The organism is Ensifer sp. GW823-FHT05D09 (assembly GCF_058795755.1).
Genome location: NZ_JBXAIA010000004.1, coordinates 307,686 through 321,896, shown reverse-complemented (window position 1 = coordinate 321,896; position 14,211 = coordinate 307,686). Strand labels below are relative to the sequence as shown.

General features: G+C 62.5%; 14 protein-coding genes and 1 pseudogene. 9 read left to right on the top strand and 6 right to left on the bottom strand.

Annotated features, from left to right (window positions below; all coding sequences use genetic code 11):
• The first annotated feature begins 5 nt into the window (after nt 1-5).
• The 3 genes from pcaH to AC1Q80_RS15620 all read left to right on the top strand — a co-directional run bounded on the left by pcaH (nt 6) and on the right by AC1Q80_RS15620 (nt 2,542).
• Nucleotides 6-755 (top strand): protocatechuate 3,4-dioxygenase subunit beta, encoded by a 750-nt coding sequence (gene pcaH / locus AC1Q80_RS15630; protein ID WP_492361014.1) that lies wholly within the window; start codon nt 6-8, stop codon nt 753-755.
• A complete protein-coding gene (gene pcaG / locus AC1Q80_RS15625; RefSeq protein ID WP_492361013.1) occupies nt 755-1,369 on the top strand; it encodes a protocatechuate 3,4-dioxygenase subunit alpha in 615 nt (204 codons plus the stop codon). The genes pcaH and pcaG overlap by 1 nt, the downstream gene beginning before the upstream one ends.
• Nucleotides 1,370-1,486: 117 nt before the next feature.
• Entirely contained in the window at nt 1,487-2,542 is a 1,056-nt protein-coding gene (locus tag AC1Q80_RS15620; protein WP_492361012.1) for a 3-carboxy-cis,cis-muconate cycloisomerase, read from the top strand.
• 2 nt (nt 2,543-2,544) lie between these two features.
• Here the strand turns inward: AC1Q80_RS15620 and AC1Q80_RS15615 are convergent, their stop codons facing one another.
• The 3 genes from AC1Q80_RS15615 to AC1Q80_RS15605 form a co-directional block, all read right to left on the bottom strand.
• The gene (locus AC1Q80_RS15615) at nt 2,545-2,874 is read right to left on the bottom strand and encodes a tetratricopeptide repeat protein (RefSeq protein ID WP_173421836.1); all 330 of its coding nucleotides are present in this window, start codon (nt 2,872-2,874) and stop codon (nt 2,545-2,547) included.
• 33 nt (nt 2,875-2,907) lie between these two features.
• On the bottom strand, nt 2,908-3,498 hold the full coding sequence (locus AC1Q80_RS15610; RefSeq protein ID WP_492361011.1) for a flavin reductase family protein: 591 nt from the start codon (nt 3,496-3,498) through the stop codon (nt 2,908-2,910).
• A gap of 61 nt (nt 3,499-3,559) precedes the next feature.
• Nucleotides 3,560-4,168: a superoxide dismutase gene (locus AC1Q80_RS15605; RefSeq protein ID WP_492361010.1), complete on the bottom strand. Its 609-nt coding sequence runs from the start codon at nt 4,166-4,168 to the stop codon at nt 3,560-3,562.
• A gap of 105 nt (nt 4,169-4,273) precedes the next feature.
• Here AC1Q80_RS15605 and AC1Q80_RS15600 point away from each other — a divergent pair, with 105 nt between their 5' ends.
• The gene (locus AC1Q80_RS15600; protein ID WP_492361009.1) at nt 4,274-4,954 is read left to right on the top strand and encodes a helix-turn-helix transcriptional regulator; all 681 of its coding nucleotides are present in this window, start codon (nt 4,274-4,276) and stop codon (nt 4,952-4,954) included.
• A gap of 182 nt (nt 4,955-5,136) precedes the next feature.
• Here the strand turns inward: AC1Q80_RS15600 and AC1Q80_RS15595 are convergent, their stop codons facing one another.
• Nucleotides 5,137-5,904, bottom strand: a complete 768-nt coding sequence (locus tag AC1Q80_RS15595; protein WP_492361008.1) for an SDR family NAD(P)-dependent oxidoreductase — start codon at nt 5,902-5,904, stop codon at nt 5,137-5,139.
• A 291-nt stretch (nt 5,905-6,195) separates the two neighbouring features.
• Here AC1Q80_RS15595 and queC point away from each other — a divergent pair, with 291 nt between their 5' ends.
• From queC to queE, 3 genes are read left to right on the top strand one after another with little or no spacing between them, the layout of a single operon-like run.
• Entirely contained in the window at nt 6,196-6,906 is a 711-nt protein-coding gene (queC, locus tag AC1Q80_RS15590; protein WP_492361007.1) for a 7-cyano-7-deazaguanine synthase QueC, read from the top strand.
• On the top strand, nt 6,906-7,262 hold the full coding sequence (gene queD, locus AC1Q80_RS15585) for a 6-carboxytetrahydropterin synthase QueD (protein ID WP_492361006.1): 357 nt from the start codon (nt 6,906-6,908) through the stop codon (nt 7,260-7,262). Before queC ends, queD begins: the two co-directional genes overlap by 1 nt.
• Nucleotides 7,259-7,987, top strand: coding sequence for a 7-carboxy-7-deazaguanine synthase QueE (queE, locus tag AC1Q80_RS15580; RefSeq protein ID WP_492361005.1), 729 nt, complete (start codon nt 7,259-7,261; stop codon nt 7,985-7,987). The genes queD and queE overlap by 4 nt, the downstream gene beginning before the upstream one ends.
• A 182-nt stretch (nt 7,988-8,169) precedes the next feature.
• Here the strand turns inward: queE and AC1Q80_RS15575 are convergent, their stop codons facing one another.
• Entirely contained in the window at nt 8,170-10,086 is a 1,917-nt protein-coding gene (locus AC1Q80_RS15575) for an adenylate/guanylate cyclase domain-containing protein (RefSeq protein WP_492361004.1), read from the bottom strand.
• A 269-nt stretch (nt 10,087-10,355) separates the two neighbouring features.
• Here AC1Q80_RS15575 and AC1Q80_RS15570 point away from each other — a divergent pair.
• Nucleotides 10,356-10,541, top strand: a pseudogene (locus AC1Q80_RS15570) (LysR family transcriptional regulator); the annotation flags it as partial.
• 199 nt (nt 10,542-10,740) lie between these two features.
• On the opposite strand, the gene AC1Q80_RS15565 reads toward AC1Q80_RS15570, so the two are convergent.
• Nucleotides 10,741-11,658 (bottom strand): hydrogen peroxide-inducible genes activator, encoded by a 918-nt coding sequence (locus AC1Q80_RS15565; protein WP_173421844.1) that lies wholly within the window; start codon nt 11,656-11,658, stop codon nt 10,741-10,743.
• Between the two features lie 167 nt (nt 11,659-11,825).
• Between AC1Q80_RS15565 and katG the strand changes: the two genes are divergently transcribed.
• Nucleotides 11,826-14,000 carry a catalase/peroxidase HPI gene (gene katG, locus AC1Q80_RS15560; protein WP_492361003.1) on the top strand — a complete coding sequence of 725 codons (2,175 nt, stop codon included), beginning with the start codon at nt 11,826-11,828 and terminating at the stop codon, nt 13,998-14,000.
• Nucleotides 14,001-14,211: the final 211 nt, after the last annotated feature.

The window sequence follows — 14,211 nt, the reverse complement described above, 5'->3', positions numbered from 1 at the left end:
ACGAGATGTCCGACGGAGCAAAGCAGAAACCCGAGACCGGCGCCTTCTTTCCACGCGACAGAAACTGGCACGCGCCGGCGCTGACGCCAGGCTACAAAACCTCCGTGCTGCGCTCGCCGCAGAAGGCGCTGTTGTCGCTCGACGGCACGATCTCCGAAATCACCGGACCAGTCTTCGGTCATTCGATGCTGGGTGAACTCGACAATGACCTCATCCACAACTTCGCCAAGCCGGGCGAAAGCGCGATCGGCGAACGCATCATCGTTCACGGACGGATTCTGGATGAACGCGGTCGGGGTGTTTCCGGCGCGCTTCTCGAATTCTGGCAGGCCAATGCCGGCGGGCGTTACCGCCACAAGAAGGAAAGCTATCTCGCAGCGCTCGATCCGAATTTCGGCGGTTGCGGCCGCACGATAACCGACGAAGAGGGCTTCTATTCCTTCCGCACGATCAAGCCCGGCCCCTATCCCTGGCCGAACGGCGTCAACGACTGGCGCCCGGCCCATATCCACTTTTCGGTTTTCGGCCACGGTTTTGCACAGCGGTTGATCACCCAGATGTATTTCGAGGGCGATCCGATGATCTGGAAGTGTCCGATCGTCAACACAATTGCCGATCGCCGTGCGATCGAGCAGTTGATCGCGCCGCTCGACTGGGCCAACACCATCCCGATGGATGCGCGGGCTTACAAGTTCGATATCATTCTGCGCGGTCGCCGCTCGACGTTGTTTGAAAATCGCATGGAGGGCAACTGATGGTTCAGGCGCTCGATTACCTCAAGGAAACAGCGTCGCAGACGGCCGGTCCCTACGTGCATATCGGCCTCACACCGAATTTCTGCGGCATCGGCGGCGTCTACGACACCGACCTCGGCACGACGATGGTCAGTGAACGGACGCTTGGCGAACGCATCACCGTCAGCGGTCGGGTGCTCGACGGTACAGGAACGCCGCTCAAGGATGCGCTGGTGGAGATTTGGCAGGCGGATGCGGCCGGCCTCTACAACTCTCCGTCGGAGTTGCGCGGTGCGGCCGATCCGGCTTTTTCCGGTTGGGGACGGTGTCCGACTGACGGCGAAGACGGCGTCTTCCGGTTTGAGACGATCAAGCCGGGACGGGTGCCCTTCAAGGACGGTCGGCCGATGGCCCCGCACATCACCTTCTGGATCGTCGCGCGCGGCATCAATGTCGGCCTGCACACGCGGATGTATTTCCCCGACGAGGCGGAGGCGAACGCCGCCGATCCCCTACTTTTGCGCGTCGAACACCGCCATCGCGTCGCCACGCTTGTCGCGACCGGCAGCGCCCCTAATTATATCTTCGACATTCACCTGCAGGGTGAGAAGGAAACGGTCTTCCTCGACATCTGAAACCGGAATGTCGTGCCTGGGGCCGGTCCATTGCATCCCGGTGCGTGGATGGCCCAGACGAGAATGAGGCATTCCGTTCAAGCGCGAGCGTCAATCGCGGCAATCATCGGGGGGACCATGACCTATTCCGCTTTCGATCATCCCTATCTCTCCGGCCTTCTCGGCGATGAGGCGGTCGCGGCCGAATTTTCGACTGCCGCCGACATTCACGCCATGTTGTCCTTCGAGGCGGCGCTCGCGCGCGCCGAAGCGATCCACGGCGTGATCCCGGAAAGTGCCGCCGACCGGATCACCGAGGCCTGTCGCGGGTTTTCTCCCGATGTGGCAGCGCTCAGGCGGGCAATGGCGGTCGACGGTGTCGTCGTTCCCGAACTCGTGCGGCAATTGCGGACGGCGGTCGGCGGAGAGTCCGCAGCGCACGTGCATTTTGGCGCGACCAGCCAGGATGTCATCGATACCAGCCTGATGTTGCGCATGAAGGCCGTTGCCGAGCTGTTCGCAACTCGGCTGGGCGATGTCGTATCGGTGCTGGAGGAATGTGACGATCAGTGGGGCGAACAGACGCTGATGGGGCGCACGCGCATGCAGGCGGCGATACCGATCACCGTGTCGGATCGCCTGCGGACCTGGATCGAACCGTTGCTCGATCACAAGGATCGGTTGGAGGCGATGGAGCGCGACCTCTTTGCCGTCCAGTTCGGCGGCGCGGCGGGTACGCTCGACAAGCTGAAGGACAAGGCGGACGACGTGCGCGCGACGCTTGCCGAGGAATTGGCACTTGCCGACTTTCCGCAATGGCACAGCCAGCGTGCGGAAGTTGCCGATTTCGCCAACGCGCTGTCGCTGGTCACCGGCAGCCTCGGCAAGTTCGGGCAGGACGTAGCCCTGATGGCGCAGCAGGGCGATGAAATCGAACTGGCCGGCGGCGGCGGATCTTCCGCGATGCCGCACAAGCAGAACCCGGTTGCAGCCGAAGTTCTGGTGGCGCTTGCCCGCTTCAACGCGACCCAGCTTTCCGGCGTCCATCATGCGATGGTACATGAGCAGGAGCGCTCCGGCGCCGCCTGGACGCTCGAATGGCTGATCATGCCGCAGATGGCCGGCGCGACCGCGGCGGCTCTACGTCTGGCCGCCGAACTTGCCGGCAATATCAGGCGGTTGGGCGCTGCCTGAGGCTAGCCCTTGTTCGCGGCCACGCATTGCTTATCCAGCCGTTTGAGGAAGACGGTAATTTCGCGCGCGACCTGCAGGTCACCCTTCTTTTCCGCGACGGCTCTTCCCTCCGTCCAGATGTGGCGCGCCTCTTCGATGCGGTTGAGCTTCAGCATTGCTGCGCCGCGGAGCTTCCAGGCGGCCGAATAGGCAGGGTCGAGTTCGATCGCGCGGCTCAGGTGGACGAGTGCGGTCTCTGCATCCGCCTCCTGCAGGCAGATGCTGCCGAGCGTGAAGCGCAGAAGCGCGTCGTCGCGGCCGTCGAAGAGAAGTTTTTCAAGCACCTGTCGCATGATTGCTCCCCAACGGATGTTCGTTCGCGCGGCTCAGATCGTCGGGCATGCGGCACCGGATGGCAATGGGCGCCCACCGGATGGTCCGGCAAAGGCTGTCGATCTGTCGAGTGCCTGATATTGTCGCTCACTCCAAAGAAGGGGTTCGGCATAACCGGAGGTTTCGGTGGCGATGATCGTTCCGACAAAGAGGCGGTGATCGCCAACGAGGATGGAGGCACTGAGCACGCAGTCCACTCCTGCGGCAGCCCCGAGAAGACGCGGCCGGCCGGAAGGCCAGTCGGCCCAGACGCCGACGAGATAGCGGCTGGCCGCTGCGACCCGACCAGCAAAGGCGTCGGCAACAAGCTCCTGCCCCTGGGCGAGCATCGCCAGCGAGAAGCCATCCTGTTTCGTGATCGCCTCGGCGAGCGCACTGTCAGCCTTGATCGAGACGACGATCGACGGCGGGTTTGCCGACAGCGAGAAGACGGCTGTCGCGGTTCTACCCAGGCATTCGGAACCGCTGCCGGAACTGACGACGCAGACTGTCGATGCCAGTCGCGCCATGGTGTCGGCGAACTGGGGTCGGGTGACGGCGCGTTCGGTGTGAGTGGCGAGATCGACAATGACGGTCTGGGTCATGGGATGCATTCCGGCTGGGATGGGGCGCGGCGCCACGGAAGCGGCGCCGCAGCGGGCATGGTCAGGCGGACTTCAGTTCGGCCTCGGCGAACTCGAAGTTCGCCAGGCGGTCGAGGAAGTTGCTGACATAGTCGGGGCGGCGGTTGCGGAAGTCGATGTAGTAGCTGTGCTCCCAGACATCGAGGCCGAGCAGCGCCTTGCCCTCGTTGGTGGCGATCGGGTTCGAGCCGTTGGCGGTCTTTGTCACCTTGAGCTTGCCGCCGGCATCGAGCACGAGCCAGGCCCAGCCCGAACCGAACTGGCTGGTCGCCGCCGCCTTGAAGGCGTCCTTGAAGGCTAGAACGCTACCGAAGTCTTCGACGATCTTCTTCTCAAGACTGTCCGGGATGCGACCGCCTTTGGGGGAGAGGTTGTTCCAGAACAGGATGTGGTTCCAGTGCTGGCCGGCATTGTTGAAGACAGGCGCCAGTTCAGGCTTGCCGTTCACATGGCGAATGATGTCTTCGAGCGAAAGACCTGAAAGTGTCGGGTTCTTTTCGACGAAGCCGTTGAGCGCGGTCACGTAGGCCTGATGGTGCTTGCCGTGGTGAAATTCCAGCGTCTCGGCGCTCATGCCACCTTCGGCGAGCGCTTCGATGGAAAATGGAAGGGAGGGCAGTTCGAAGGCCATGGTTGAAATCCTCTTCAGCCGGATGAAACGCAGCGACTGTCTTGTGCGAAAACCATCCGGCGTGTATTTAACAAGACAATTCTTTGTAAATCTCCGGCCAATAATATGTCAAGCGATCACTTGTTAAATCCAGATCAGAGCCAGGGGCGATCGCCGGCCGAGCGCATCCTGCTGGCGCTCAAACTGCAAGGGCCGCAAACGGCGGCCGCGCTCGGCAAGCGCCTGTCGATATCGGGCGAGGCGGCACGCCAGCAGCTCGTCCGCCTTGCGGAGGACGGCCTCGTCAATGCCTGGTCGGAGGCGCGGGGCGTCGGCCGTCCCTCGCAGTTCTGGGGGCTGACCGCCTCAGGCAATGCGGAATTCCCCGATACCCATGCGGAACTGACCGTCCAGCTGTTGCGCACCATCCGTCAGACGCTCGGGGAGGCGGCGGTGGATCGCGTCATCGCGGCGCGCGAGGAGGAGACGCGAGCCGGCTATCGCGCGGCGCTTGAAGGTGCAAAGAGCCTGCGGGAGCGGGTGGAAAAGTTGGTTTGGCTGCGGACGGCCGAAGGCTATATGGCCGGCTATGAGGAGCCAGGCGATGGCACCTTTCTCTTCGTCGAGAACCATTGTCCGATCTGCGCTGCCGCAGCCAGCTGCCAGGGCTTTTGCCGGGCGGAGATCAACGTCTTTCGCGATATCCTGGGCAAGGACGTTGCGGTCGAGCGCACCGAACATATTCTCGCCGGCGCGCGCCGCTGCGCCTACGTCATCGCGCCGGCAATCATCGAAGGTGCCGCCTGACGGCGACCGGTCCGGCGCGTCATTGCCTGTGTGGCTGCCCCGACAATGCTGAGAGGTCGCCGGGTGTCAGATGCGCCTGATGGACGTGCAAGGCGTTTGAAACGGCTGCCTATCCATGAATGCGCGCAACAGCATGGCTGACCGGATGCTGGCTGCACCCGGGGCCATCAACATAGCAGGTGTCAGCGCGCGCCCATGCGCAAGGCGCCGTCGAGACGGATGACTTCGCCGTTCAGCATCCGGTTCTCGCAGATATGCTGAACAAGGGCTGCAAATTCCTCGGGCTTGCCGAGACGCTGCGGGAAGGGAACACTCTTGCCGAGCGAGTCCTGAACCTCCTGCGGCATGCCGGCCATCATCGGCGTTTCAAAAATGCCGGGTGCGATCGCAACGACGCGGATGCCGTGTCGCGCGAGTTCGCGGGCGATCGGCAGCGTCATGGCGACGACGCCGCCCTTCGAGGCGGAATAGGCCGCCTGGCCGACTTGCCCGTCGAAGGCGGCAACGGAAGCCGTGTTGATGATGACGCCACGCTCGCCGTCTTCGCCAGGCGCTTCCTTTTCCATTGCGGCGGCTGCCAGCCGAACCATGTTGAACGTGCCGATGAGATTGATGCCGACCGCGCGGGCAAAGCTGTCGAGGCGGTGAGGGCCTTCGCGGCCGAGCACCTTTTCGCCCGGTGCAATACCGGCACAGTTCACCAGCCCGTGAAGGTGTCCAAACGTATCGACAGCCGCGGAAACGGCGGCCGCGCCTTCGGCCTCGCTGGTGACGTCGGTCTTGACGAAAAGAGCATTGTTTCCGAGCGCCTCGGCCATTGCCCGCCCGGCGTCTTCGTTGACGTCGGCAAGCACCACACGCGCACCGTTACCGTGCAAGAGCCGCGCAACACCGGCGCCAAGGCCCGAACCACCACCGGTTACAATGAAGACTTTTCCGTCGATCAGCATTCCAGAACTCCTCCCAAATCGAACCCCGCAGCCATTCGGCGCTTGCCGCCAATGGCAGAGTGCGGAGCCCACCGCCATCAGGCGTGACGGCGCGACGTTAGCGCCTTTGAAACGCGGCGGAAATCGGCCGGAGTGATTTTTGATCTTGCGACTGCGGATAAAATGGTCCGGCCGCATTTCCGCCGTCAGGCGAAGACGTGGCGTCGAGGACTGGCCAAAACGACTGCAATGGCTTAAAGCAGCCCTGCATCCGGTCGCAGCCCACCCGGTCAAAACAAGGGATCCACATTTATGAGAACTATCGTCATCTGCTCCGGCGGATTGGACTCCGTTTCGCTCGCCCATAGAATAGCGGCGGAACAGGAACTCGTCGGCCTGCTTTCCTTCGACTACGGCCAGCGCCATCGCAAGGAGCTCGACTTCGCCGCTGCCTGTGCCCGCCGGCTTGGCGTTCCACATGAGATCATCGATATCACCGGGGTCGGTCGGCACCTGACCGGATCGGCGCTGACCGATGATATCGACGTGCCCGACGGCCATTATGCCGAGGAGACAATGAAGGCGACGGTCGTGCCGAACCGCAACGCCATCATGCTGGCGATCGCCTTCGGGCTCGCCTCGGCGCAGAAGGCCGAAGCGGTCGCCGTTGCCGTCCATGGCGGCGACCACTTCATCTATCCCGATTGTCGGCCGGGCTTCATCGACGCGTTCCAGAGGATGCAGGACGAAGCGCTTGACGGTTATGGCAACGTCAGGCTTTACGCCCCCTATGTCGATGTTCCCAAGGCGGCGATCGTCGCCGATGGCGCCAGGCACGGCACGCCCTTCGGCGAGACCTGGTCCTGCTACAAGGGTGGTGAGAGCCATTGCGGGCGCTGCGGCACCTGTGTCGAGCGGCGCGAGGCCTTCCATCTGGCCGGCGTCGAGGATCCGACCGAGTATGCCGATCCGGATTTCTGGCGCGCCGCCACCAGCCGCTTCTTGGCGCAGGAGGTCCGCTGATGTACCGCATCACCAAGGAGTTTCATTTCTCCGCCTCGCACCAGCTGAGCCATCTGCCCGCCGATCACCAATGCGCGCGACTGCACGGCCATAACTACATCGTCGAGGTCGAACTTGCCGCCGCCGAACTCGATGAAAACGGGTTCGTGCGGGACTATCATGATCTGGCGCCGCTCAAGCGCTACATCGACGGCAGTTTCGACCATCGCCACCTGAACGATGTGCTCGGCCACGAGCGGGTGACGTCGGAGTGCCTGGCAAAGCATTTCTACGATTGGTGCAAGGAGCGGCTGCCGGAAACGTCGGCCGTTCGCGTCAGCGAGACGCCTAAGACCTGGGCGGAATACCGGCCATGACCGGTGCCGCGATCCGCGTCAGCGAGATCTTCGGGCCGACGATCCAGGGAGAGGGCGTCTTGGTCGGCCAGCCGACCGTGTTCGTGCGCACCGGCGGCTGCGATTACCGCTGTTCCTGGTGCGATACGCTGCACGCCGTCGACAGCCAATACCGCGAAGAATGGCTGCCGATGTCGGTCGACGCAGTCTGGAGTGAAGTCGAGCGGCTCTCCGGCGGCGTGCCGCTGACCGTCTCACTTTCCGGCGGCAACCCCGCCATCCAGCCGCTCGGGCCGCTGATCGATCGTGGCCGCAGCGAAGGCTATCGTTTTGCGCTGGAGACGCAGGGCAGCGTCGCCAGGGACTGGTTCGCCAATCTCGACGTGCTGGTCCTCAGCCCGAAACCGCCATCGAGCGGGATGGAAACCGACTTCGCCAAGCTGGACGACTGTCTTTCGATGGCAGCCGGCGGGCCGATGACAGTGCTCAAGATCGTCGTCTTCGACGATCGGGACTATGCCTATGCCAGGGACATCGCCCGGAGGTACCCGGAGCTGCCTGTCTACCTGCAACCCGGAAACCATACGCCGCCGCCGCCGGAAGACGACAGCGCGACCGTAGACATAGACGGCATCATGAACCGCATGCTCTGGCTGGTCGACAAGGTGACCGGCGACAGATGGTTCGATGCGCGGGTGTTGCCGCAGCTGCATGTGCTCTTGTGGGGTAATCGCCGCGGCGTTTGAATGGGGGGGCGCGGTCGTTTGCTTGCCGCACCCTGCTCACTTTCGACAGCATCCAGGGAGGCAGTGTTCAAGCTTTCTGCTCCATCGGGCGGATTGGTATCCGCGGCGCTCCGACCGAGAGCTGCGGCCCGTGTCAAAGCCAAGAACGGCTGAGCACATTCCGACCGTTTCTTCAGCGGTCGCTATCCGGGTTCACCGGCCGAGACTTGCTCCAATTCGTAGATCTCTACCGCTTCCATCCGCCCCTTCACTTTCACTGGGCCGAGCGAACGGAACGCGAATTGATCCGCAACGACATGCTGGATCGCTGCGCTTGCAAGGATGGTCGTTCCGAACTCCTTGTTCAGACCCTCCAACCTCGACGCGACGTTGATCGTATCGCCCATGGCTGTGTATTGCTGGCGCGAGATTGCGCCGAAACTGCCGACGACAGCCTGCCCGGTGTGCAAGCCGAACCGCGTTTGCAGTTCGGGGCGGCCAATTTTCCTGTTGTTTTCGTTCAATTCGTCGACGGCAACACTCATGGCGAGCGCACAGCGACAGCCAAAGGCGACGTGATCAGCCTGTCTGATGGGCGCATTCCACATGACAAAAATGGAATCGCCGAGATATTGAACGACCGTGCCGCGGTGGCGCTCGGCAATCTGGTTCAACAGTTCGAAGTAGGTGGACAGGATTTCGACGACGTCTTCGGGCGGGTGCTGTTCCGAGATCGTGGTGAAGTCGCGAATGTCCGTGAACAGGACCGTCACGTCCTGCCGAGCCGCCTTCGTCGAGGTATCGGCAGGGTCGACGATCCGCCGGACCACTTCCCTGGGAACGTAGAGGGCAAACTGCGCTATGGCACGCCGTGAGGCAGCCAGGGCACCCGCGAGCGTATTGATCTCACTGATCCAGGAAGGCGACGTTCCCTTTCCGGCGAAATCCAGATCCCCGATCTTCCGCGCTTCGGCGGCAAGCTGATAGAGAGACGCACTGATCAGGCGCGCGAGAACAATAGACGCACCGACGCCCGCGATGACAAAGATCGCAGCTATCACGACGTTGCGTACGAGCTGTCTGTTTGCCTGGCTTACAAGATCGTCGAACGGCACGACGACGGCGACGGAGGTGCCTTTGAACAGGTCCGAGAAGGTGACTGGAGCGATCTCGACAAGATAGGGCTCACCGTCGAGCTCGAACCGGGCCAGGTCCCCGTTTGCAAGCTTGGCGTCCCGGCGGAGCCGGATCACCGTGTCGACAGTTCGGTCCAAGGCCTTTGCCGCTCCATCGTCGGCCTCGCCGCGCTGCGTCCACAGGCCCAGTATCCTGCTCATCATCGCCGGGTCCGAATGTGCCACCAGCCCGTCTTGTTCATCGAGGATGTAGCTGCGGGCACGCGGCGATATCTCGCGCGCGTCGAGCAGTCGGCTAACGGTCTCAAGGTGTATGTTGACGCCGACCGCGATCTGGCCGTTGTCCTTCATGGGCGCTGCGATCGTGAGGGTCGGCACCTTCAATGTTCCGCTGACGAAGGGGCCAACGGAAACAGGCTTCTGATGCTGAAGAACCGCGCGATACCAGGGACGCTGTCGCGGATCGAATGTCGTTCCTTCCGATCGGCGTTCGGCGATGAAGCGGCCTCCGGCATCGAGGAATCTCATGATCTCGATTTTTCCAGCATTTTCATGCGCCACAATTCTGATGGCAAAACCTGTGCCCTCGGGCGCCGAAAGTGTTGTTCGAACATAAGGATTGGCAGCGTTGATTGCTTGGATGTAGGATCCGTCGGGATATCCGGCCAGCATGCTCGTTGCATTCGGAACGTTTCGAAGGACCTCAAGGAAGAACGCTTGCTTTTCTTCCAATTCGAGGGGTGGACGAGAGACGATGTGCTGCAAGGTGGAGGCGACGGCGACGGCCTCGTATCCTCCCGTCAGCGCATACTTGTAACCCTCGACCAGACGCAGGCTCATCTGCCGCATCTGCCTTTCACCTGCCACGATCGCCGCTTCGCGTCCCTGGCTGAACGCCATCCAGATCAGCGGAATCGAAATGCACAGCAGCAGCGTCGCGACCAGGACGCTGAGGTGCAATCTTAGAGGTTTCGACCAGCGCACGTGATTACCACCCTCTGAGACCCAAGAGTTCGCGAAATGTACAGCTACTGGAACGCCGCGACCACTCTCGCAGGTGGATATAGGACGATGGAGTATGCGGAGCACAATAGGAGGAGCGTGCCAATCTTCCGATAAGCGGTTGTATGGCCCGCTTTCGGGATTGAGAGGCTGCCAATCCTGCATATCTTTCGCCGGCGTCAAATCAGGCGCCAGTTGGCATTGAGGGTGCTCTGGTTGCTCTGATCCCCGTCTTCCACGGTGTCACTGGTTCGGCCGGTCTTGTCATCAGCTTTGCGCCGAAATGGATGCTGGACCTACCCAATCGCAATTTTCGAACTCAGGAAGGCGAGGGATGTCGACTTCAGGATCGGGCTTGGGGTCGCCTTGGTCCAACGGCTGCCCGAGACGACATCATCGATATCGCGAGGTCGCTTGTGAGGCAGGGTAAGGGGTAGTCGATGGCTTGCGAGCCTTTGGGTGCGCGCTGTCGACCAGGCGGAGCGGGTTGCCTGGGGCAAACCGTCCCGGTTCCGCGTTTTTGGCGGCACTACTCAGAACTCCTGCGGAGACCCACTTTACCGGTCTAGCTGCGCGTTTTGGGTGTCTGCTATTTCCTGTCGTCGCCATGCCGATGATCGACGCAACGGCTTGTTTTTACCGGGCGCCATCCATTTGCCTCTGCCTGCTCAGCCCGGCATTGCGCACGACGTCGGCGATCCGAGTGAACTGCGCCGACAATGGATTGGTCTTTCGCCAGACCATCCCGATCGTTCGGCTGGGGCGCGGGCGGGCAAGCCGGGACACGCCAACCGAAGAGGATCGCGTTTCGGTCTCGATGGCCATCTCGGGAATAAGCGTCACACCTATGCCCGCACCCACCATCTGAACGAGGGTCGAAAGCGAACTGCCTTCCATCACGTCGCGTGTCGATGCCGCGGTGATGTTGCAGACGGACAGGGCCTGATCCCGGAAGCAATGCCCCTCTTCCAGCAGCAACAGGCGCATCTCGTGAAGCCTTTCCGAAGCCGGCACCGGCTTTTCCGCATCTTCCAGCGGCCGCACCAGCACGAACTCCTCGTCAAAGAGGGGGACTTCCTCCAGCGTAGGCTCCGAAATCGGCAACGCGACGATGGCGAGATCCAGTTTCGCCTCTGCTAGGTCCTCGATCAGTCTTCGCGTGATCGCCTCGCGCGGCCGCGGATCGAGCCCCGGATAGAGTTGCGCGAGCGATTTGATGATGCTTGGTAGCAGGTAGGGCGCGACCGTTGGAATGATGCCGAGGCGAAGACGGCCGGCAAGCGGCCCATGGGCCGCCCTTCCGAGGTCTCCCAGTTCGTCGACAGCGTGCAGGATAGCGCGGGCACGGCCAACGAACTCTTCGCCGAGGCTTGTCAGCCGTATGCGGCGCCCACCTCTCTCCACGAGTGGCGCACCGAGCAGTTCCTCCAGTTCCCTTATCTGCACGGAGAGCGCGGGCTGCGAGATGGCGCAGCTTTCCGCGGCGCGGCCGAAATGGCCGATGCGGGCAAGGGCTTCGAAATAGCGGAGGTGTTTCATGGTCAGGCCATTCATAACCTCAGCATATCGGAGTCTTTAGAATATACAATTGGAGTTTATGGAAAGGGCTTGTTACTCATTGGCCACTTGGAAGACACCGACCGGTGGCGCTGACCAAAGAGGTGCGCCCGCGAGGTCCTTCCAGTGGCCGTAGATTGAAGAAAACCCGTTGGAGGACCAAAATGGATACGAAGACAACCCCGACCGGCAAGTGTCCGGTCATGCACGGCGGCGCCACGGCACTCGGCAACTCCGTCATGGAATGGTGGCCCAACGCGCTCAACCTCGACATCCTGCACCAGCACGACAGCAAGACCAATCCGCTGGGCAAGGGGTTCAACTATCGCGAAGAACTCAAGAAGCTTGATGTGCAAGCGCTGAAGGCGGATCTGCGCGCTCTGATGACCGACAGCCAGGAATGGTGGCCGGCCGACTGGGGCAGCTATGTCGGCATGATGGCGCGCGTCACCTGGCACGCGGCCGGCTCCTACCGCGCCGCTGACGGCCGCGGCGGTGCCAACACCGGCAACCAACGCTTCGCCCCGCTCAATTCCTGGCCGGACAATGTCAACACCGACAAGGGGCGCCGCCTGCTTTGGCCGATCAAGAAGAAATACGGCAACAAGATCTCCTGGGCCGACCTGATCGCGCTTGCCGGCACCATCGCCTACGATGTCGCTGGCCTCAAGACTTTCGGTTTCGCCTTCGGCCGCGAGGACATCTGGGCGCCGGAAAAAGATGTCTACTGGGGTAACGAGAAGCAGTGGCTCGCCCCGAGCGACGGCCGCTACGGCGATGTCGCCAAGCCCGAGACGCTGGAAAACCCGCTTGCCGCCGTGCAGATGGGCCTCATCTACGTCAACCCGGAAGGCGTGAACGGCAGGTCCGATCCGCTGGCGACCGCCGCGCAGATGCGCGAAACCTTCGCCCGCATGGGCATGGACGATGAGGAAACCGTGGCACTCACAGCTGGCGGCCACACCATCGGCAAGTCCCACGGCAACGGCAACCCGGGTGATCTCAGCCCAGATCCGGAAGCCGCAGGCCCGGAATTCCAGGGTCTCGGCTGGGTCAATACCAAGGGTCGCGGCATAGGCCGCAACACGGTTGTCTCTGGTATCGAAGGCGCCTGGACCTCCGAGCCGACGAAGTGGGACAACGGCTTCTTCGAGATGCTGTTCAAGCATGAGTGGACGCTGACGCACAGCCCCGCGGGGGCTTCGCAGTGGGCGCCGATCACCATCGCCGAGGAGGACAAGCCTGTCGACGTCGAGGATCCCTCGATCCGTACCATCCCGATGATGACCGATGCGGATATGGCGCTGAAGGTGGACCCGATCTATCGCGAGATCTCGCTGCGCTTCAGCAACGACTTCGCGGCCTTCTCGGATGCCTTCGCCCGCGCCTGGTTCAAACTGACGCACCGCGACATGGGGCCGAAGTCCCGTTACCTCGGCCCTGATGTTCCGGCTGAAGACCTCGTCTGGCAGGACCCGATCCCGGCCGGCCGCAAAGACTACGATATCGGCGGCGTCAAGGCGAAGATCGCGGCATCCGGTCTTTCCGTCTCGGATCTGGTTGCCACGGCCTGGGACAGCGCACGTACCTTCCGCGGCTCGGATTTCCGCGGCGGTGCGAACGGTGCCCGCATCCGCCTTGCTCCGCAGAAGGACTGGGAGGGCAATGAGCCGGCGCGTCTGGCCCGTGTTCTTTCCGTTCTGGAGCCGATCGCCCAGGCATCCGGCGCGAGCCTTGCCGACGTGATCGTGCTCGCCGGCAACTACGGCGTCGAGCAGGCGGCAAAGGCAGCAGGCTTCGAGATCGAGGTGCCGTTTGCTGCAGGGCGCGGCGATGCGACCGCCGAGCAGACGGACGTGGACGGCTTCGCCCCGCTCGAGCCGCTCGCCGATGGCTTCCGCAACTGGCAGAAGACGGACTATGTGGTGAGCCCGGAAGAGCTGTTGCTCGATCGCGCCCAGCTCATGGGCCTGACGGCACCGGAGATGACGGCACTCGTCGGTGGTCTGCGCGTCATCGGCACGAACCATGCCGGCACCGCGCACGGTGTCTTCACGAGCCATGTCGGCGCGCTGACGACGGACTTCTTCGCCACGCTGACTGACATGGGCTATTCCTGGGTTCCTACCGGCAATAACCTGTACGAAATCCGCGACCGCAAGACCGGCGCTACGAAGTACACAGCGACCCGCGCCGACCTCGTCTTCGGCTCGAACTCCGTTCTTCGCGCCTACGCGGAGGTCTATGCCCAGGACGACAACAAGGAGAAGTTCGTCAGGGACTTCGCAGCGGCCTGGACCAAGGTCATGAACGCCGATCGTTTCGATCTGGCTGCTTGATCACCGGGGCCTCCGTGTCAACGCCTTCCCCCTCACCCGGGGGGAGGCTCTTTGTCGCCTCACTGGAAGACGAGGCCGATGTCGCTGACCTCGCCGGAAGCGCGGACGGCCGGATGGTGTCGTTTAGAGCATTTCCGTCAGGAAATGCATAAGAACAAGGAGATAGAGCGTTTCAGCGATTCGACCTAAGTCGGAAACACCCTAGACATTG